This is a genomic window from Pseudomonas sp. NPDC090755, from assembly GCF_044769005.1.
Classification (GTDB): domain Bacteria; phylum Pseudomonadota; class Gammaproteobacteria; order Pseudomonadales; family Pseudomonadaceae; genus Aquipseudomonas.
This window is the reverse complement of record NZ_JBIVXC010000038.1, coordinates 1-15,172: the sequence shown is the minus strand read 5'-3', so window position 1 is coordinate 15,172 and position 15,172 is coordinate 1. Positions and strand designations below refer to the sequence as shown.

The window sequence follows — 15,172 nt, the reverse complement described above, 5'->3', positions numbered from 1 at the left end:
AATGCCGAGCGATTTCGCCATCTCGGATTTGTTCAACCATCCCGGCTGCCTGGTTGTTTCGTTTTTGGCCATGACTAAACAACAACCAACCTCCGGAAAAAGGTCATACATAGATGTCGAGCGGGGCCCGAATTACCCGCAATGCCCGGGGGGCCCAGGAAGGACCCAAAGGGGGGGGACCCCACCCCTCTGCCATCACCTGGCCGTCGCCAATGCCTGATCCATCGCGCTGGCGAACTCTTTCGCTCGGTTCGCCTGCACGATGTTGTCGGCGATCTTGTAGAACGGGACGATCACCCGATAGCCAGGCTCGCTCTCGCTGAAGATGAAGACCGGTCGAACGGCGTCACCGAACGCTGTCTTCCTCTTCTCCCAGATGCCCTGGGTACCATCAACCTCGCCGGCGAAGTACTTGTCGGCGTTACCCTTGCGCTTGCTGCGTTTGCTGCCGGTGGCATTGGCCTGCACACCGCTGACCGTCTCAGCGGCTCCCAGTCCTGAAAGGATCTTCATGATCAAGCCGCGAGGCACGTTGCCGAACTCGTTCAGAACTGCCTCCGCCGGTAACGCGTATTGACTTGGGGCCATGATGCCCCTGGCAATAAGTGCTTTTTCGAAGCGCTTATGTGGTCGGTGACCACCCTTCACCACCTGCTGCAGGTACGTGTCGGCTGGAACGCCTGAAGTCCACGAATCCTTGAAGAAGGTGCGGGCTTCTGGGTTCCCCTTCTTTGCAGGCTTGATATAGAGGCTGTTCACCGTAGTAGCGGTCGGCCGATCAAGCCGCTCCCGCATCACGGCCAATTCTCCCTTCTTCACCAACACCGCCAACCGAGTGGCCATGAGCGCGAGAGCATATGGAAGTTGCTTCTGACCCAATGTCCTCAAGGCCTTGGATAGTTCCTCAACGTCAGTGCGAGCATCAAGCTTGAACATGCCTCACCTCACGAACTCAAAGGGTATCTGCCTTCCGCCCCATGAACCGATCGGAGTAGTCGCGAAGCTTCTCAACGCCCATGAACCCGACCATGCCACCAGCGAAGGTGGCCATGCTTTGCGGCAGACCGAACCATTCAAGCAGTGGCACCAGGGCTAGGGTGACCAGGCCGCATAGCCCTCCTTCCAGGAACATCTGTCGGCGAGTGCCACCGCCGTAGATAACCCGCAACACAGCAATCCCGATGGACAGGAAAAATGCAAACAGCTGTGGCTGGTGGGCTGCGAGCCAGGCGAACACCACAGCCCAAAGGTTGGGATCTTTTTCGGGCATGTTTGGCATCTCAAGTCCTCCCTCGCAGGGAGTCGGAAGTGAAAACCCGCACATGGCGGGCAAGCTCCAGAAACGGAAAAGCCCAGCGCGATGGCTGGGCTCAGGAAAGCAAAAAGCCCATCCTCAAGACGGGCTTTGCACGCGGAAAAACCGCAAAGTAACGTAAAATCTAAAGATAGAGCCCGGGGATGTCAACCTCTCATTTCATTCCAAGGGAGGATCGCTTCCGTCACGCAACTTTTCACTCTGCTTTCGAGATAAATCGTGGCGTAGCATTTCAAGCTCCAGCTTCTTCTTCTCAAGCTCAACACGCGTAGAGGCTGTTTCTCGTCGATCCTTCCGCCACGAGATGACAGTAGTGACTAGCAGCCCTACCAAGGAGACAACAGAAGTCAGAAACGAAATAGCTGGGACCATTGCCTCAAATTCATACTTCCATCTGGTCCACCAAGTGCTCGGATAACGTTCCATATGCTGAGCAGGTTTTTCTAAAAAACCTGCAGTCTCGGGCAGTAGTAGTGTTATGGGTAGAGCCACCATTAAGGCTAAGCTGAAACCTAGCCGATACCTTCGCAAAGTTCTGTCTGACAGGCTCATATCGTTTACTCATGGTTGAAAGTATAAGAAAGGCCGCTTCTATACTTGCCCCCAAATTAGCCTAATCCGTCATGCGCTTTGTCGTCGCATCTCCAGAGCACCATCAATCCATGCCGTTCCTGCCTTCCAGAGCTGACGTGTTTTCTCTTCCCCAAAGCCCAGCTTTTTCCCGACGACCATCAACGAGATGTCTCGAGAAGTGTAGTACTTAAAAATCACGTTACCTGACTCCCGATAGCGGCTGCGAAGGCGTCCAACCAATCGATCCATCAACAAGGCCTCGTCGTCGGTGATCATGGGCGTATGCAGGTCATTTTCGCGGGAAGCGCAGCACGACACGCCCGAACCCAGCACAACCCAACGCCCCCAGTGTTCCAGCAAGTCTTCTACAGTCCGCTCAGCTATTTTCATGACCGTCCCCTCAATCCCCGGTGTAGTTCGTGCCGCCGGCGCCGCGACGGTTGTTGTCCTGGTAAATCGCCTCAGCCCCTACCGCCCGAGGTTGCTTCAGTTCGTTGATCTGTCGCTGTGCAGCCTGCAGGCGCAGGCTCAATTGCGTAACCAGGTCTTCCAGCGGCAGCGCCATACCGCTTGCGACTGACACCCAGCCCGAGGCATTGCACTGCAAGCATGCCAGGTCATGGAAGACACCCTTGATCACCGCCCTTCCCTTGCAGGCTGGGCACTGGGCTAGGTCTATTGCCTCCTTGCGGAAGGCCGGTCCATGGCTCTTTTTCATGCCTTCGAATCCTCGCCTATGGTTGTTTCGTGAATGGCCGTGCAGCCCTTGTCTGACGCGGCCTGCGCTGGAATCCCGGAATCTTCGGATCTATCACCGGTCAATCCGTGAATCTGCGCGAAACCCTTCTCATCAAGGTGTGCGTGCCACAGCTCCAGGGCCTCACGCTTGCGGGCCATCACGTCGGACTGGATGTACACCTTCACGTTGTGGCCCATGGCATGGTTGATCAGCAGCTCACCAATCAGGTGATCGACCCCGAGGTCTGCCCAGCCGGTTCGGGCCAGCTTGCGCAGGTCGTGGCTGGTCCATTCACCCTGGCCCAGCCGGGTGAACACCTCGCTCGCCTTGACCTCACCCAGCGCCTTGCCCTGGCGCCCCGGGAACAGGAACGGACCGTCATAGCCTTGGTTCTGCTGGGCCCGCCGGTAGCTGATCAGCAGCGTGCGGACCTGTTCGGTGAGCGGCAGGCGGTGCTCGACGCCGGTCTTGGTGTGCTCGGCAGGAATGAACCACTCATACTCGGCCAGGCTGATGTGGCTCCAGCGGGCTTGCCGGGTCTCGCCGATGCGGGTGCCGTGGCAGAGCATCATCAGGGCCAGCATCCCGGATGGCGGCTGGTTGGCCATGGCTGCCAGCAGGCGCTGCAGCAGCTCGTCCAGGTGCACACCGCGCAGCCGCGAGGGCTTCACCGTAACCTTGGCCTTGGAGAAGTCGCCGAAACGGATACCGGCCAGTGGGTTTGCACTGATCAGCCCCAGTTTGTGCGCCTGGCGGAAGGCCAAAGCCAGCAGCTGGAACACCAGCCGCACGTAGTCGATCGACAGCGATTCCTGCAATGGCCACATCAACTGGCGGTCGAGCACCGCCTTGTCGAGCTGCCCCAGCGGCGTCTCACCCAGACGCGGCATCAGGTGACGCTTGATCGCCGAGGCACCGGTGCTCTTGCGCTTGGCTGACAGGTTGCGGTCCCGGGCCATGCGATCAGCGAACCAGCCCAGAAGATCGCCCGTGGTTATCCAGCTGGACAGACTCGATGCCTCGCCGGCATTCAGGCGCAGGCGGATATCGGGCAATGCCGCGACCACCTGCTTGGCGCCCAGGTCGGGATGGTTGCCGATATGGTTCCACTTGCCCTTGACCACCAGGTACCACGAGGCTCGATCGCGCGCCGCATTGAAGCGCAGGTACAGGCCCCGGTTCTCGACGTCGCGCAGATCGCGAACCGCGCCCAGGGCCTGACGCCGGATCTCGGCATCGGTGATCTTCACTGCGGCTGTCCCGGTCATGCGGCCACCTTGGTCGGCGGCTGCAGCAGGTAGGCGCGAATGGCCTCCAGGGCGTCGATTGAACCGCGGCAGACGATCGCCAGGTAACCCTGATCGAGCAGCGCCTGGAGATAGGCATCCTGGCTCGGGGACACGGCGGCGTCGAACGGTGGCTTGGCCTTGAACTCGATGTACAGGCCGAAGTGCCCGCCGCGGGCCATGGGCAGCACCAAGTCAGGGACCCCGGCTTTTACGCCCTGCTCTTTCAGCTTGATCGCCACCTGCTTGTGCCGGTGGCCACCGTTCGGGACGTGGTAGATCAACTTGGCCGCCGCCGGATAGCGCAACGCGAGCTCCACCATCAGCGCGGCCTGCTCCAGTCCTTCGCGGTCAATCGGCTTAGCTCTGGGTTTCTTCGCCTGGAGTATGCGGGGCGGGTTTCGGAACGGAGGTCTCTGACTATTCACCGGCGCTCCTCCTGTTTTACCCGACGGGCCAGCATTGAGCCCCAGGCCAGGACGCAACCGGAGGCAAGCAACATGGCGGCGAACAGCACGTAATCCCAGTGGATAGTGTTCATGGGCGATCAGCTCCTTGAAGGTCAACGACGGCATAAGTGGCCGGCCAGAGGGACGCCCCGTGGCTGTGCGCCAGCTGGTCGTCGCGGTAAAGGGCCACAGGGGACTGCGGCTGAGAGGTGAGGTCGAGCAAGTGCCCGCCGGCGTACAAAGCCCAGCGGTATTCGGAGAGGTCGGGGCTCACCAGCATGGGATCAGTCATGGGCGAGCGCTCCGGCCAGCGCGCAGCTGTTGCAGGGCAGCCCGACCAACATCGAGGGAGCGTGGCACCGCAGGAGCGGGAAGCTCAGCGACCGGCACCGGGCCCAGGCTCTCGCCTTTCCAGATCTTCCGGCACTGCGCCAGGTAGTGTTTTTCGAAGCAGCTCATGCCGAGGTCACGCGACATCAGCGGCAGGCTGTGGAAGCCGGTGGCTGCTGTGGCGTGGTAAACAGCTGGATGCATCCACTTTGCCGAAGCGCGCATTGCCGGGTGGCAGTTGCGCAGCCCTTGGGCGTAGGCCTTCTCGACGCTGGGCAGACCCAGGCCTTCCGGGGCAAAACACCAGCTCACAAAAACGCCGGGCGCCGGGATGAATGCCGACTTGCTCGCACTCAACACACGCATACCGTGGTCGATCTGCTCCAGACGGGTGATGCCCGAGCGCATGAACTCGCCGAGCCATTCCAGCTTGGCCGCGTCCATCACCGCCGGGGTCGGCCAGGACTGGCGCCACGCACCGCAGGCACCGCGCAACCGAAGAAACAGGTCTTCGATCACCTGGCGGGTGGCTGGGTCGATCGGCATCGCGCCGGGCTCTACTGGTGGCTGGTAGGTCGGATCAGGCTGGCGAGCAGCCAGAAGCTGGCGAACGTTGGTTGCGGTCATACTCGAACTCCCTTCGAGGCCCAGTCGGCCCCGGCTTCCTCCTGCGCCGATTCACCTGCAGCCTTCGCCTTTTCACTCTTGAGCCACTTGGCCAGGCGGAAGCACCACCCGCCGTTGCTGTCAAACACACGCGGCTTGGCGACGTAGTAACCCAGGAAGGTCTTGAGCGACTCTTCGGTGAGTGCCTCCAGGTTGAGTCCCGCCAGGGTCAGTTGGGCGTTCACCAAGGCAGCCGGTGGATTCCATTCGGCGAACATGGCGAAGCGTTGCAGATCGTCCTGCGATTCCAGTGCCTGGCGATCCTGCTCCTCGATCACGCCCGACAGCTCGCGCGGCTGCTGCTCTTCGGTTCCTTGATGGTTCACTGACGGATTGGGTGCAGCTGCTGCACCCCGTTCTGCGTTTTCCTGCACCCCGTTCTGCTGTGAGCTGCACCCCGTGCGGTTATCTGCACCCCGTTCTTTACGAGGTGCAGCATTTGCACCCCGCTTAAGCTGGAGGTCATAAACCACTGGGCGGCGATCGCGACGGTCGATGTAGGCAGCAGCGATTGCCTGATTACCTTCGGCGATCCACCCAGCCTTCTCCAGCTCATCCAGCTTCAGGCGCACGGTACGCTCAGACAGGCCGGTGTCTTCCGAGAGAGTTCCGGCCGACGGAAATGCACCGCGCCCGTCACTACCGGCGTAGTTGGCGAGACACAACAGAACATGACGTGCAGCAGGGTTATCCAGAGCAGCCCTGGGAATGGCCAAGGCCCAGGTCATGGCTTGAACACTCACAGCGAACTCCCAGCTTTCAGTTCTGCCAGGCGAGCAATGCCCTTCGGCGTCACCAGCACATCGAACGCAGCGCGCTCTACGCCAGTTTCAGTGTCAGGCTTCAGCCCGGTCACCTTGTGCTTCATCAGACCGGCAGTGATACGTGGCTGAAAGGCGACCCAGCGGCGGGAGCCCTTACGGCGATAGATCCAGCGGTGCTGCTCAAGCCAGTCGAACAGCTTCGACGGAGGGACCTGCAGGTGCTTGGCGGCATCGGTGATGCAGATGGCCCCGCCAGCGGCAGCCAAACGCTTGATTGCAGCCACCTTGGGAGCCTGATGGTCGATGACTTGCTGGAGCTGCTGATTCTGCTCAACCTGTTCCGCTGCCAGGCGAAGGGCCTCGGCGAAGGTTGTGGGCACCTGAAGATGAGCGACTACCCTGCCCTCCAGCTCCTGCCAACGATCGATGATCTTGGCGCGCAACTGCGCGTTGTAGCCGGAGACGAGCACCAGGGTGTCGCGCTGGCTCAGCAGAAACTCCGGGTAGGCCTGTCCGTTCTGTGGGTGGGTATAAAGGGTCTCCTCAGTTTTGAGGACACCCTGTTTAACCAGGGTGCGAGCATCCCGCAGCACGTTATCGTGAGCCTTGCCGGTCAGCTCGGCGATCTCCCGGGACGACATGACCTGACGCGACAGATTCGGAGCGCCGCCGAAAACTGAAACGCTTGGCTTGTTGTTGCTTGTATCGACTGCCATGTGCATAATCGACTCCGATGTGTTTTGAAGAAGCCGCCCTGCCAGGCGGTTTTTTTTTGCCTGCAATTCAGGCGGTATTGGTGTCCGGCGCATCCGTGGTAGCTTTTTGCTTCCCAACGAAAAGGCCATCGGAGGCCGGACATGACAAACGAAAGAATTCCAACGATCAGTCGTGAGGATCTAATCGAGAAGCTGAATGAGCTTCCCGAGGGAGCTGAAATCAGTTTTTCGGGACTTCGCTTTGTGGACTTCCGCCCCACCCTTCAAAACCCTCCAAGATTCCAGGTAGTGTTCGATCCACACGTGTACCGAACGGCGGCAGGCGAAGTGGTCGTTGATAACCTTGAATGAGGTGATACGCGATCTGACAAGCCTCCTCGGCCGAGCTGGCTGGGCCGGTCGAATAAACTCGCCCTCCCACCCTGGTCAGCACGCTGAAACCAGCTTTGCCGGCCGGGGCTGAGATCGTTACCGTGATGCGGCGTTGTCCGCGAAGGGCTTCTGCTTTCGCGTACAACGCTCTGGCTTGTGCCTCAAGCTCCTCGGCCTCGAACACGGCAAGCACGTAGGCCTCGTCCTGAACATCAATTGCCCCGAGCGTGGTGGTGGTGATCCCGTCCATCCCTATCTCCTACTGGTCAAAATCACAGGTGTTTTGGTCATCTACTGGCGCAACGCCAGGTCGCTCATAATTTGTGTCGTCAAGCGACGTCTTCCCATGGAAACGCCGGGCAAAGACTCTCTTTCTTGAACTTGCCAGCGGTGAGCCGCTCAGCTCGCTTCGCTACCACTGGGGACATTCCGTGCTTGCCTCGCACCCATCCGGAGACAGTGCTTTGGTCAACTCCGAGCTTTTCGGCGGTCACCTCCTGCGTTCCGAAGAAGGCAACGAGGTCCTTAAAGATGGCGTTCATGCTGCCGCTCCATATGTGAATACCCATATCCTAGGTCATAGGTATACCTATTTGCAACCATATGGGAAGGCCCGTAATAATCAGCAAATGGAATACAAAGACCGCGTTAAAGCAGCCAGAAAGCATGCCCGACTGACGCAAGTGGAGTTGGCGAAGCTCGTTGGTATTGACCAGGCTTCCATTTCCGATCTGGAAAGAGGCCGATCAGGGCGCTCCTCATACAATGCCTCCATCGCAAAAGCCTGCGGTGTGTCAGCCCTGTGGCTCGAGAAAGGTGCCGGAGAAATGCTCGCCGGCTTGGGTGAGCCTTCGAACGTGTCGCCGGTAGAGCAACCTTCCTACCGCTACCCAGTTATCAGCTGGGTCGCTGCGGGCGCCTGGGCGGAGGCGGTAGAGCCATTCCCACCAGGCTTTTCCGACCGTTATGAGTTGTCCGACTACGACTCAAAGGGCGTTGCCTTCTGGCTGGAGGTAAAGGGGGATTCTATGACCTCCCCAGTTGGCACGAGCATTACGGAAGGCATGATGATCCTGGTCGATACCGAAGCCGAGGCTATTTCGGGAAAGCTGGTTGTGGCAAAGCTCGCAGACAGCAACGAAGCCACCTTCAAGAAGCTGGTTGACGATGGTGGTCGCCGCTTCCTTAAGCCTTTGAACCCTGCTTATCCTGTAGAGGTGTGTGCGGAAGGTTGTCGCATCGTTGGGGTGGTCGTCCGCGCAATGATGAAGCTCTAGCCAGAAAAAACTGAACCAGCCCGGCCCAGTGCCGGGCTTTTTTTCGCCTGCGGATTTCTAACCTGGGCGAATCCTTGTCCTGTAAACGAAATTTACATATGGGGCGGCCTTGAAAATTCCTTCAGACCATATAACTGTATGCATGTACAGTATATGGAGCTTCACGCATGCTGCCCCTCGCCTTCTCATACTCACCATCTCAATCCTACGAGCGCCTTTGCTACCGACTTCAAACGCTCATCGCGTCGCCGCATGTACAGAAACGTCAGTATGTGGATGTGAGGCCCGCTCCGGAGGAATCGGAAGCCGACTGGGCGCGGCTGCTTGATGCGCTTGAAGAAACGAACGGCATTCGAATTGAGCGCTTTGAGCCTGGCGTGATCAGGGTTGCCTGGCGCGAATACGTCGAAACGCTCTGAAGTGAGCCCGCATGATGCGGGCTTTTTATCGTACGCCCATAATTTTATGTGTTTACCCATAGACAATAAATATGTGTTCCCCTATATTTGCCTTAACGCCGGATCACCACCGGCCAGCAACGAAGGCAGCGATGGACAGGCCTTAACAGTCCAGAGGGTTGGCAACTGACCCAGGCGCGCAGCGTAAAGCGCCAAGACCAGTTATCCGGCGGACCAGGGTCGCGGTCGGAGAGAAAGACTTAGAGATTGCCGGCCCGCCGAGTGTGGGCCGGATGCTCTCCAGGTGGCCCTATTTCAGGGCCACGCGGAAAGCAGGACAACGATATGAGACGACTCTTTTGCCAAGCCATCTATTGGCTGATCGAGCCTTTGCTTGATCAGTTAGACAAGAGAAAAGCTGACCTTTCAGCTCGGCAAGCGGAGCTCAACCAGCTACCTGTTGAATGAGCCCATGTTTGGAAGCGGCATGCTTGGAGAAAGCACAACCTTTGGGAAAACCCCATAAATGTGACCGCACGCCGCACAGTGAGCAACCTCAAACCAAGCGTCACCTCCTTTGCTTTGCTGAACGCTCTTTTGACTAACGATGTTACCCAGCCCAACTACTGCGCAGCTTGGACATTTCGGTTCCGCAAGTTTCTGATCCATCAAATAAGCCTCAACGGTTGTAGGGACTTGCGAGGCTACCACGGCCCGGCGTGGCTAAACATCCGGGCACCAGATTTCACTAGCTGGCCTTGGCAACAGGGCCAGACGGGAAATCAACCAGAAAGAGGCTCCACCATGTTCGGATTGAAAAAACTGCTCGGCAAGCACACCGGCAATGCGCAAGCCGAGATGAAAAAGGTAGTCAACCGCGACCTGATGCAAGCCATCGTCGGTGGCGGCCTACTGATCGCAGCGGCGGACGGCGAGATCGAAGCCAGCGAAGTCGCCAAGCTGGACGAGCTGATCCGCGCCAACCCTAACCTCAGCCACTTCGGCAGCGAGATCACCGAAACCATCAACCGCTTCACTGCCCAGCTGAACGCGAATTTTCAGGTAGGCCGGCTGGCTATCAAGCGCGAACTGGCAGACGTGAAAAACTCCCAGGCCGACGCCGAGGAAGCCTTCGTGAACATTATCGCCGTCGCCCAGGCTGATGGGGAAATCGAAGCCGGTGAGATGGTCGTGCTCAAGGAGGTAGCCCTGCACTTCGGACTTCGCCCTCAGGACTACGGTATCGAGGTCTGACGTGCGAATCGCTGATAAACGCAGGCTTCTCAAGTTCTGCGCGGCTTCGATTGCAATCGCCCTACTGATCTGGCTGGTACTCCGGGCCTTCGCCTGGGGTTCCTGCTCCTGGTACGGCTACCAAACCGAGCGCACGACCCGCTATGCCGCCTTCGTCGGCTGCATGGTTCAAACCAGCAATGGCTGGGTGCCACGCAGCGAGTTGCGCACCCAGCAGTAACAACCAGCGCCACGTCAGCCTGACGAAAACTGCCCGATCACCTGGTCTTCCCCAGCACCGGGCTGCATCGGTCGTGACGCTTGCCGGCTCCCTTGGTCCGGGAGATTCGCGGCCCGGTGAGCGTCACGACCCATGCAGCCACCCACTGAGAGCGTCGATATGGAAATTATCAGCGGTACCTGGAAAGGCCAGCTCGACATGGGTCTGGCTCCTCGCGAACTGGAATGTGTCCTGGCTGTTGCCCAGGGCATGACCGCCAAAGAGATCGCTCGTCTGATGGAGATTGCGCCGGGCACGGTCGCCAACCGCATCGAGAACGCCATGTACAAGCTTGGCGTTCACCGCCGCGCCGCCTTGGTGGCCGAGGCCATGCGGCGCCAGATCATCAGCCCTATGTGCTTCGCGCTTGCCTGCCTGATGGCCATGAACGCGATGACAAACGTGCAGACAGGCGACCCCGCTCGCCGTGAACGCCGCCCGCCATCGGTGCGGATCGCTCAGGTTCGAATCACCCGCCGCTCCGAAACCCTCGAACCCGTCGCATAACCCCAGCCCTACCCCGAGGAAATCACCATGCATCCAGCCATGCAGCAGCGTGTGGACGGCCTGAACGCCCTGCGCGCCCGCGCCAACCTCGCAACCGCCGACTTCTACGCGATGATCGGCCAGGAGCCTCCAACCATGAGCGTACGCTACCAGGTGGTGACCAAGGGTGAGTGCGCCTATCACATCGTTGAACTGGCCACCGGCAAGACCCGTGGCTTCCGCTTCAGCTACAAAGCGGCGGTCAACTACGCCCAGCAGCTGGAGGCCAAGGCAGATCGCAGAGCGAGGGAACCGTGATGATTGGCGACCCTGTTCCAAACCAGCGCCAGCAGGACTTGGACAGCCTCAGCGCCAGTATCGACCAGTTCTTTGCCAATGGCGGCCAGGCCACCAAGCTCCCCGGTTTCGAGTATCAACCGCGCCGCCCGCACCACGGCAGACTTAGCGACGGCGGTGATCCAGTAGCCAGGGCCACGGCCTCAGAAAGACGCGAAACCTTGGAGCGCGTTCGCAACGCCGCCAAGACCATGACCCTGCTCGAAGCCGTGCGCGCCCTGGGCATCGACCGAACCACACTATTCCGCATCTCTCGCGAAGCCAGCATCTACTTCCAAAGCGCCAACAAGGAGCACAAGGCCCGTGCAGTGGCACGGCAGGCGAAGGCCGACGCCGAAGCCAAGCTGGTGGAATTGATCAGGGCGAACAGCGGAATCGGCCTCAGCCGTCATTTCGTCGCGAAGAAGCTCGGCATCACCAGCCACTACCTGAAGCGGCTTGCAGAAAAGCATGGCATCGACTTCCCACGTTGGAGCGATAGACCTTGAAGCGCATTTCAAACCGCGTCCGGTACGGCCGGCGCCAGCATCAATTCACCTTGCCGCCGAGCGGCATCAAGACCACGGAGAAGAAGCCATGCCAACCCCAACCGACACCGCCGAATTCCTCGCGGAACTGAACGGCGGCGCCTTTGCCAGCCAGATCGGCCACGCCCTATCCGAAGTTGCCGCCGGCGTTGTCGATCACGGCAAAACCGGGAAGCTCACCATCACCCTGGACTTCAGCCAGATCGGCGAATCCTGCCAGGTGAAGATCAAGCACAAGCTCGACTACAAGGTGCCGACCAAGCGCGGTACCCGCAGCGAGAACACCAGCCTGGATACCCCGATGCACGTTGGTACTGGCGGCAAGCTCTCACTGTTCCCCGAGAAGCACGACCAGTTGTTCACCCGCGAAGAAGCGCCGGTCCACCCGCGCACCTGACCAACACCCTCCACGCACAAAGGAAAACCGCATGTCTCTCAGCAAAGAAGCGCTTCAACTCATCGTCGACCAGGCTCTGGTAGCCGCTGGCAAGTCCCTCGACACCAACACACCGACCGTCCTCGTTCCCGACAGCTCCACCGTGCTGGACCTGGAACGCTATCAGTCTCACCGCAGCCGCTTCCGTGGCACCTACTCCACCCACTCACTGGCCGACTACACCGCCTACGTGGTCGAACGTGCAGCGCCAGCAGCTCGCGGCTTCATCGACCAGGACAACATGAGCTGCATCGTGCTGTTCAACCTGGGTACCCCGGATGAACCAGGCCACGCCGATGACCGTGCCATGCTGCGCCTGAAAGCGTCGGCTGCCTTCGCTGCTGTACAAGCGGTGTGCGGCCAGAGCCTGGCCCAGAAGTCGATGAGCGACTGGATCGAGGACTGGAACCAGCACCTGTCGGCCACCGATGAGAACGGCGCCAGCATGTCGATTGCCAAGGCCATCGCCGCGGTACGCACCATCACCGTGAAGGCATCGTCGGAGAGCGATCACGCCGTCGGTGAGACCCGCGCCAGCCGCAGCACCATGGACCAGATCGAAGCCAGCAGCAAAGAAACCCTGCCGGCCTGGCTGGACTTCAAGGTGATCCCGTTCGAAGGACTGGGCGAACAGGTGATCCGCCTGCGTGTCTCCGTCATCACCAGCGGTTCACAGCCGGTGCTGAAGCTGCGCTGGATTGGCGAAGAAGCCCAGCGTGAGGCCATCGCTCAGGAGTTCAAGATGGTGCTTGAGGAGAAGGTCGGCACTTCCGCGATGCTTTCCCTCGGCACTTTCGACGCGAAGTAACACCCTCAAAGCGGATGGTGTACCTGCAGACCAGGGCACCATCCATAGGGCTATTCCGCCCCAGAGGGAAGCAGATCTCCAAAACCCCATACAGCAGTTCCAATCAGAACCAGTGTGACCGAAATCTTGAGGAAGGCTCTGATCTGCGGAAAGTATTTGTCTCTAGTGCTGTTGAACGTGTTTCCAACAAATCCTCCAGGTTTGAAAACCTCTGCCATGTCTCTTGCCTTCAAGTCGGCAAGAAATGAAAGGCCGGCCATTACAGCGCCGCCCCGTGCTATCCAAAGGCTGGGTTTACCTAGCCCGTAACACAGAAGAGCAGCAATGACTGGAGCAAGAACAGCCAGCACTGCATATGTGATGAAACGTTTCCTTGCCTTTAGAGCCGCCACTTCATAGTGGCACTGCACGTTTTCCGCCATAACAGGTTTGCTCGGTTAACTGGGCGGACATCAATACCCCACTTCAACGAATCACGCCAGTCCGGCGAGGGCGGTGACTGCATGGAGGAAGCCATGAGCAACTACAACTACGTTCGCCGTCACTACAACGTGCCGGCCGAGGTAGGGCGTCGGGTCATCGCCAACGGCGAGCCCGGGGTGATCATGGCCGATCGCGGGCATTACATCGGCGTCATCCTCGACAGCGACCCGAAGAAGCGCATCCGCAACTACCACCCCACCTGGGAAATGCAATACGGCGAGATGGCCGAGACGCTGCCGCTCAAACAGTGGGAAGTGCTCACCAACGATCTGTATGACTGGGATGACGTGAAGTGCATGCTGGGCGATGCGCGCCATTACGTGCAGCGCGTGTGGGCAGCCACCCCCAGCCAGGCCAAGTACCGGGCATATCAAGAGCTGGCCGAGTGCTTCAACGACGACGCAACGGCCATGCTGACCTTCAAGGTACGCGCCGCCGCCTGACCCGCCAGCGCTGCCGAGCAACTCCATATCAGTTGCTACCGTTTGTCTCTGATTATGAGTACACGTCAATACCTTCAAAATAAGGTCGCAACCCTCCAGCATGTCTTCTCATCAAATTAGGGTAGTGCCTCTCAAAATTATCCGTTCCTTTAACTCTATCCATCCAAGCCAAAACCGAAGATGAAACATCAGAAACAAAAGTGGGTATATCTATAACAAAGGCGCCATTAGCCCTGCAGTTATGAACAGACAGTTGCGAAGGCGGAAGGAAAAGAATTCGGGAGTACCCAAGCTTCTCGTGCATGGCCTTCCCCTGATGCAGGAGACCACACCGGTATGCCCAGCACGTCTCCCCAGTGAGATTAATTCTTCCTTCTGGCATTTTCGTGTACTTATGAGCAACCCACTTGTCAAACCAAGCTTTGTATTGAGGTCCGCTGGCCCGCCCGTCATCCGACTCAATCGCCGCACAAATGTCGGGCAAAGCCAAAGAGGTGAACAAGGCAATTGAATAGAAGCCTGACTCGACAACTTTAGATAGCTCTTCCAACAATTCTTCCATCGATCTAGTTCCCAGCCAAAACCATAAATCTAGCTCATAAATCGAAAGCTACCCAATTCACTTGAGGTACCCTATGCCCACAGCAATCGACCTGTTCGCCGGCCTCGGCGGATGGAGCACCGGCGCGCGCGCCGCAGGCGTCCAAGTTCTCTGGGCTGCCAACCATTGGCCCGAGGCCGTGAAGTGGCATTCAGCCAACCACCCCCATGCCGAGCACGTCTGCCAGGATTTGCACCAGGCCCGGTGGGAGCAGGTGCCAAAGCATGACCTGCTGCTGGCCTCGCCGTGCTGCCAGGGCCACTCGAAAGCCCGCGGCAAGAAGTCAGGTAATCCACAACACGACTCGTCACGCTCAACAGCCTGGGCGGTGGTATCGGCCTTGGAGTTCCACAGGCCCGAAGCGGCTCTGGTGGAGAACGTCGAAGAGTTCACCGACTGGGCGCTCTACCCGGCCTGGGTATCAGCCGTTCAGGCGCTGGGTTACCAGGTCGCCCCGCACGTAGTGGACTGTGCCGACCTAGGCGTGCCTCAACACCGCGTGCGCCTGTTCCTAGTCCTGACTCGCAGCAAAGCGCCGCTGATGCTCGAGCTGCACCGGCGTCAGCATGTGCCGGCGGCCAGCTTCCTCAATTTCGACGCCGGGCGCTGGTCGCCGATCGAGAAGCCAGGCAG

General features: G+C 59.2%; 25 protein-coding genes. 11 read left to right on the top strand and 14 right to left on the bottom strand.

The genetic code is table 11. The features are described 5' to 3' along the window. Nucleotides 1-195: 195 nt before the first annotated feature. The 12 genes from ACIQUS_RS26705 to ACIQUS_RS26650 all read right to left on the bottom strand — a co-directional run bounded on the left by ACIQUS_RS26705 (nucleotide 196) and on the right by ACIQUS_RS26650 (nucleotide 7,752). Nucleotides 196-936: a hypothetical protein gene (locus ACIQUS_RS26705; protein WP_403054042.1), complete on the bottom strand. Its 741-nt coding sequence runs from the start codon at nucleotides 934-936 to the stop codon at nucleotides 196-198. 16 nt (nucleotides 937-952) lie between these two features. Continuing rightward, on the bottom strand, nucleotides 953-1,279 hold the full coding sequence (locus tag ACIQUS_RS26700) for a phage holin, lambda family (RefSeq protein ID WP_403043073.1): 327 nt from the start codon (nucleotides 1,277-1,279) through the stop codon (nucleotides 953-955). Between the two features lie 195 nt (nucleotides 1,280-1,474). Further along, nucleotides 1,475-1,867, bottom strand: coding sequence for a hypothetical protein (locus ACIQUS_RS26695; protein ID WP_403054039.1), 393 nt, complete (start codon nucleotides 1,865-1,867; stop codon nucleotides 1,475-1,477). Nucleotides 1,868-1,936: 69 nt separating this feature from the next. Beyond that, a complete protein-coding gene (locus ACIQUS_RS26690; protein ID WP_403054036.1) occupies nucleotides 1,937-2,278 on the bottom strand; it encodes an antiterminator Q family protein in 342 nt (113 codons plus the stop codon). 10 nt (nucleotides 2,279-2,288) lie between these two features. Then, nucleotides 2,289-2,606: a hypothetical protein gene (locus ACIQUS_RS26685; RefSeq protein ID WP_403054033.1), complete on the bottom strand. Its 318-nt coding sequence runs from the start codon at nucleotides 2,604-2,606 to the stop codon at nucleotides 2,289-2,291. Continuing rightward, nucleotides 2,603-3,895 (bottom strand): tyrosine-type recombinase/integrase, encoded by a 1,293-nt coding sequence (locus tag ACIQUS_RS26680; protein ID WP_403054030.1) that lies wholly within the window; start codon nucleotides 3,893-3,895, stop codon nucleotides 2,603-2,605. Before ACIQUS_RS26680 ends, ACIQUS_RS26685 begins: the two co-directional genes overlap by 4 nt. Further along, a complete protein-coding gene (locus ACIQUS_RS26675) occupies nucleotides 3,892-4,302 on the bottom strand; it encodes a VRR-NUC domain-containing protein (protein ID WP_403054051.1) in 411 nt (136 codons plus the stop codon). Before ACIQUS_RS26675 ends, ACIQUS_RS26680 begins: the two co-directional genes overlap by 4 nt. 348 nt (nucleotides 4,303-4,650) lie before the next feature. Continuing rightward, on the bottom strand, nucleotides 4,651-5,319 hold the full coding sequence (locus tag ACIQUS_RS26670; RefSeq protein WP_403054027.1) for a replication protein P: 669 nt from the start codon (nucleotides 5,317-5,319) through the stop codon (nucleotides 4,651-4,653). After that, on the bottom strand, nucleotides 5,316-6,086 hold the full coding sequence (locus tag ACIQUS_RS26665; protein WP_403054048.1) for a helix-turn-helix domain-containing protein: 771 nt from the start codon (nucleotides 6,084-6,086) through the stop codon (nucleotides 5,316-5,318). Before ACIQUS_RS26665 ends, ACIQUS_RS26670 begins: the two co-directional genes overlap by 4 nt. Nucleotides 6,087-6,097: 11 nt before the next feature. Then, the gene (locus tag ACIQUS_RS26660; protein ID WP_403054045.1) at nucleotides 6,098-6,763 is read right to left on the bottom strand and encodes a Rha family transcriptional regulator; all 666 of its coding nucleotides are present in this window, start codon (nucleotides 6,761-6,763) and stop codon (nucleotides 6,098-6,100) included. 295 nt (nucleotides 6,764-7,058) lie between these two features. After that, complete coding sequence (locus ACIQUS_RS26655; protein ID WP_403054024.1) at nucleotides 7,059-7,460, bottom strand: hypothetical protein; 402 nt, start codon at nucleotides 7,458-7,460, stop codon at nucleotides 7,059-7,061. Between the two features lie 79 nt (nucleotides 7,461-7,539). After that, nucleotides 7,540-7,752: a YdaS family helix-turn-helix protein gene (locus ACIQUS_RS26650; protein WP_403054021.1), complete on the bottom strand. Its 213-nt coding sequence runs from the start codon at nucleotides 7,750-7,752 to the stop codon at nucleotides 7,540-7,542. Nucleotides 7,753-7,839: 87 nt separating this feature from the next. On the opposite strand from ACIQUS_RS26650, the gene ACIQUS_RS26645 reads away from it, so the two are divergent. The 9 genes from ACIQUS_RS26645 to ACIQUS_RS26605 all read left to right on the top strand — a co-directional run bounded on the left by ACIQUS_RS26645 (nucleotide 7,840) and on the right by ACIQUS_RS26605 (nucleotide 13,012). Next, nucleotides 7,840-8,487, top strand: a complete 648-nt coding sequence (locus ACIQUS_RS26645) for a LexA family protein (protein WP_403054018.1) — start codon at nucleotides 7,840-7,842, stop codon at nucleotides 8,485-8,487. A gap of 167 nt (nucleotides 8,488-8,654) precedes the next feature. Then, a complete protein-coding gene (locus tag ACIQUS_RS26640; protein ID WP_403054015.1) occupies nucleotides 8,655-8,906 on the top strand; it encodes a DUF1654 domain-containing protein in 252 nt (83 codons plus the stop codon). 783 nt (nucleotides 8,907-9,689) lie between these two features. Continuing rightward, nucleotides 9,690-10,139 (top strand): tellurite resistance TerB family protein, encoded by a 450-nt coding sequence (locus tag ACIQUS_RS26635; protein WP_403054012.1) that lies wholly within the window; start codon nucleotides 9,690-9,692, stop codon nucleotides 10,137-10,139. A gap of 1 nt (nucleotide 10,140) precedes the next feature. Continuing rightward, entirely contained in the window at nucleotides 10,141-10,359 is a 219-nt protein-coding gene (locus ACIQUS_RS26630; RefSeq protein ID WP_403054009.1) for a hypothetical protein, read from the top strand. A gap of 159 nt (nucleotides 10,360-10,518) precedes the next feature. After that, nucleotides 10,519-10,905: a response regulator transcription factor gene (locus ACIQUS_RS26625; protein ID WP_403054006.1), complete on the top strand. Its 387-nt coding sequence runs from the start codon at nucleotides 10,519-10,521 to the stop codon at nucleotides 10,903-10,905. Nucleotides 10,906-10,932: 27 nt separating this feature from the next. Continuing rightward, on the top strand, nucleotides 10,933-11,202 hold the full coding sequence (locus ACIQUS_RS26620) for a hypothetical protein (protein WP_403054003.1): 270 nt from the start codon (nucleotides 10,933-10,935) through the stop codon (nucleotides 11,200-11,202). Further along, on the top strand, nucleotides 11,202-11,729 hold the full coding sequence (locus ACIQUS_RS26615; protein WP_403054000.1) for a hypothetical protein: 528 nt from the start codon (nucleotides 11,202-11,204) through the stop codon (nucleotides 11,727-11,729). The genes ACIQUS_RS26620 and ACIQUS_RS26615 overlap by 1 nt, the downstream gene beginning before the upstream one ends. A gap of 88 nt (nucleotides 11,730-11,817) precedes the next feature. After that, a complete protein-coding gene (locus tag ACIQUS_RS26610) occupies nucleotides 11,818-12,165 on the top strand; it encodes a hypothetical protein (protein ID WP_403053997.1) in 348 nt (115 codons plus the stop codon). A gap of 31 nt (nucleotides 12,166-12,196) precedes the next feature. Continuing rightward, on the top strand, nucleotides 12,197-13,012 hold the full coding sequence (locus ACIQUS_RS26605) for a DUF2303 family protein (protein ID WP_403053994.1): 816 nt from the start codon (nucleotides 12,197-12,199) through the stop codon (nucleotides 13,010-13,012). 50 nt (nucleotides 13,013-13,062) lie between these two features. Here ACIQUS_RS26605 and ACIQUS_RS26600 read toward each other — a convergent pair whose 3' ends face one another. Beyond that, entirely contained in the window at nucleotides 13,063-13,434 is a 372-nt protein-coding gene (locus tag ACIQUS_RS26600) for a hypothetical protein (protein ID WP_403053991.1), read from the bottom strand. 93 nt (nucleotides 13,435-13,527) lie between these two features. Here ACIQUS_RS26600 and ACIQUS_RS26595 point away from each other — a divergent pair, with 93 nt between their 5' ends. After that, nucleotides 13,528-13,938, top strand: a complete 411-nt coding sequence (locus tag ACIQUS_RS26595) for a hypothetical protein (RefSeq protein WP_403053988.1) — start codon at nucleotides 13,528-13,530, stop codon at nucleotides 13,936-13,938. Nucleotides 13,939-13,990: 52 nt separating this feature from the next. On the opposite strand, the gene ACIQUS_RS26590 is transcribed toward ACIQUS_RS26595, so the two are convergent. After that, nucleotides 13,991-14,500 carry a hypothetical protein gene (locus ACIQUS_RS26590; RefSeq protein WP_403053985.1) on the bottom strand — a complete coding sequence of 170 codons (510 nt, stop codon included), beginning with the start codon at nucleotides 14,498-14,500 and terminating at the stop codon, nucleotides 13,991-13,993. Between the two features lie 73 nt (nucleotides 14,501-14,573). Here ACIQUS_RS26590 and ACIQUS_RS26585 point away from each other — a divergent pair. Next, on the top strand, nucleotides 14,574-15,172 hold a 599-nt coding region (locus ACIQUS_RS26585), incomplete at its 3' end, for a DNA cytosine methyltransferase (protein WP_403053982.1).

What these genes read in the sequence shown, in the direction of transcription:
- ACIQUS_RS26705 (WP_403054042.1), bottom strand. Translation starts at nt 936, where the DNA reads ATGTTCAAGCTTGATGCTCGCACTGACGTTGAGGAACTATCCAAGGCC.
- ACIQUS_RS26700 (WP_403043073.1), bottom strand. Translation starts at nt 1,279, where the DNA reads ATGCCAAACATGCCCGAAAAAGATCCCAACCTTTGGGCTGTGGTGTTC.
- ACIQUS_RS26695 (WP_403054039.1), bottom strand. Translation starts at nt 1,867, where the DNA reads ATGAGCCTGTCAGACAGAACTTTGCGAAGGTATCGGCTAGGTTTCAGC.
- ACIQUS_RS26690 (WP_403054036.1), bottom strand. Translation starts at nt 2,278, where the DNA reads ATGAAAATAGCTGAGCGGACTGTAGAAGACTTGCTGGAACACTGGGGG.
- ACIQUS_RS26685 (WP_403054033.1), bottom strand. Translation starts at nt 2,606, where the DNA reads ATGAAAAAGAGCCATGGACCGGCCTTCCGCAAGGAGGCAATAGACCTA.
- ACIQUS_RS26680 (WP_403054030.1), bottom strand. Translation starts at nt 3,895, where the DNA reads ATGACCGGGACAGCCGCAGTGAAGATCACCGATGCCGAGATCCGGCGT.
- ACIQUS_RS26670 (WP_403054027.1), bottom strand. Translation starts at nt 5,319, where the DNA reads ATGACCGCAACCAACGTTCGCCAGCTTCTGGCTGCTCGCCAGCCTGAT.
- ACIQUS_RS26665 (WP_403054048.1), bottom strand. Translation starts at nt 6,086, where the DNA reads ATGACCTGGGCCTTGGCCATTCCCAGGGCTGCTCTGGATAACCCTGCT.
- ACIQUS_RS26660 (WP_403054045.1), bottom strand. Translation starts at nt 6,763, where the DNA reads ATGTCGTCCCGGGAGATCGCCGAGCTGACCGGCAAGGCTCACGATAAC.
- ACIQUS_RS26655 (WP_403054024.1), bottom strand. Translation starts at nt 7,460, where the DNA reads ATGGACGGGATCACCACCACCACGCTCGGGGCAATTGATGTTCAGGAC.
- ACIQUS_RS26650 (WP_403054021.1), bottom strand. Translation starts at nt 7,752, where the DNA reads ATGAACGCCATCTTTAAGGACCTCGTTGCCTTCTTCGGAACGCAGGAG.
- ACIQUS_RS26645 (WP_403054018.1), top strand. Translation starts at nt 7,840, where the DNA reads ATGGAATACAAAGACCGCGTTAAAGCAGCCAGAAAGCATGCCCGACTG.
- ACIQUS_RS26640 (WP_403054015.1), top strand. Translation starts at nt 8,655, where the DNA reads ATGCTGCCCCTCGCCTTCTCATACTCACCATCTCAATCCTACGAGCGC.
- ACIQUS_RS26635 (WP_403054012.1), top strand. Translation starts at nt 9,690, where the DNA reads ATGTTCGGATTGAAAAAACTGCTCGGCAAGCACACCGGCAATGCGCAA.
- ACIQUS_RS26625 (WP_403054006.1), top strand. Translation starts at nt 10,519, where the DNA reads ATGGAAATTATCAGCGGTACCTGGAAAGGCCAGCTCGACATGGGTCTG.
- ACIQUS_RS26620 (WP_403054003.1), top strand. Translation starts at nt 10,933, where the DNA reads ATGCATCCAGCCATGCAGCAGCGTGTGGACGGCCTGAACGCCCTGCGC.
- ACIQUS_RS26615 (WP_403054000.1), top strand. Translation starts at nt 11,202, where the DNA reads ATGATTGGCGACCCTGTTCCAAACCAGCGCCAGCAGGACTTGGACAGC.
- ACIQUS_RS26610 (WP_403053997.1), top strand. Translation starts at nt 11,818, where the DNA reads ATGCCAACCCCAACCGACACCGCCGAATTCCTCGCGGAACTGAACGGC.
- ACIQUS_RS26605 (WP_403053994.1), top strand. Translation starts at nt 12,197, where the DNA reads ATGTCTCTCAGCAAAGAAGCGCTTCAACTCATCGTCGACCAGGCTCTG.
- ACIQUS_RS26600 (WP_403053991.1), bottom strand. Translation starts at nt 13,434, where the DNA reads ATGGCGGAAAACGTGCAGTGCCACTATGAAGTGGCGGCTCTAAAGGCA.
- ACIQUS_RS26595 (WP_403053988.1), top strand. Translation starts at nt 13,528, where the DNA reads ATGAGCAACTACAACTACGTTCGCCGTCACTACAACGTGCCGGCCGAG.
- ACIQUS_RS26590 (WP_403053985.1), bottom strand. Translation starts at nt 14,500, where the DNA reads ATGGAAGAATTGTTGGAAGAGCTATCTAAAGTTGTCGAGTCAGGCTTC.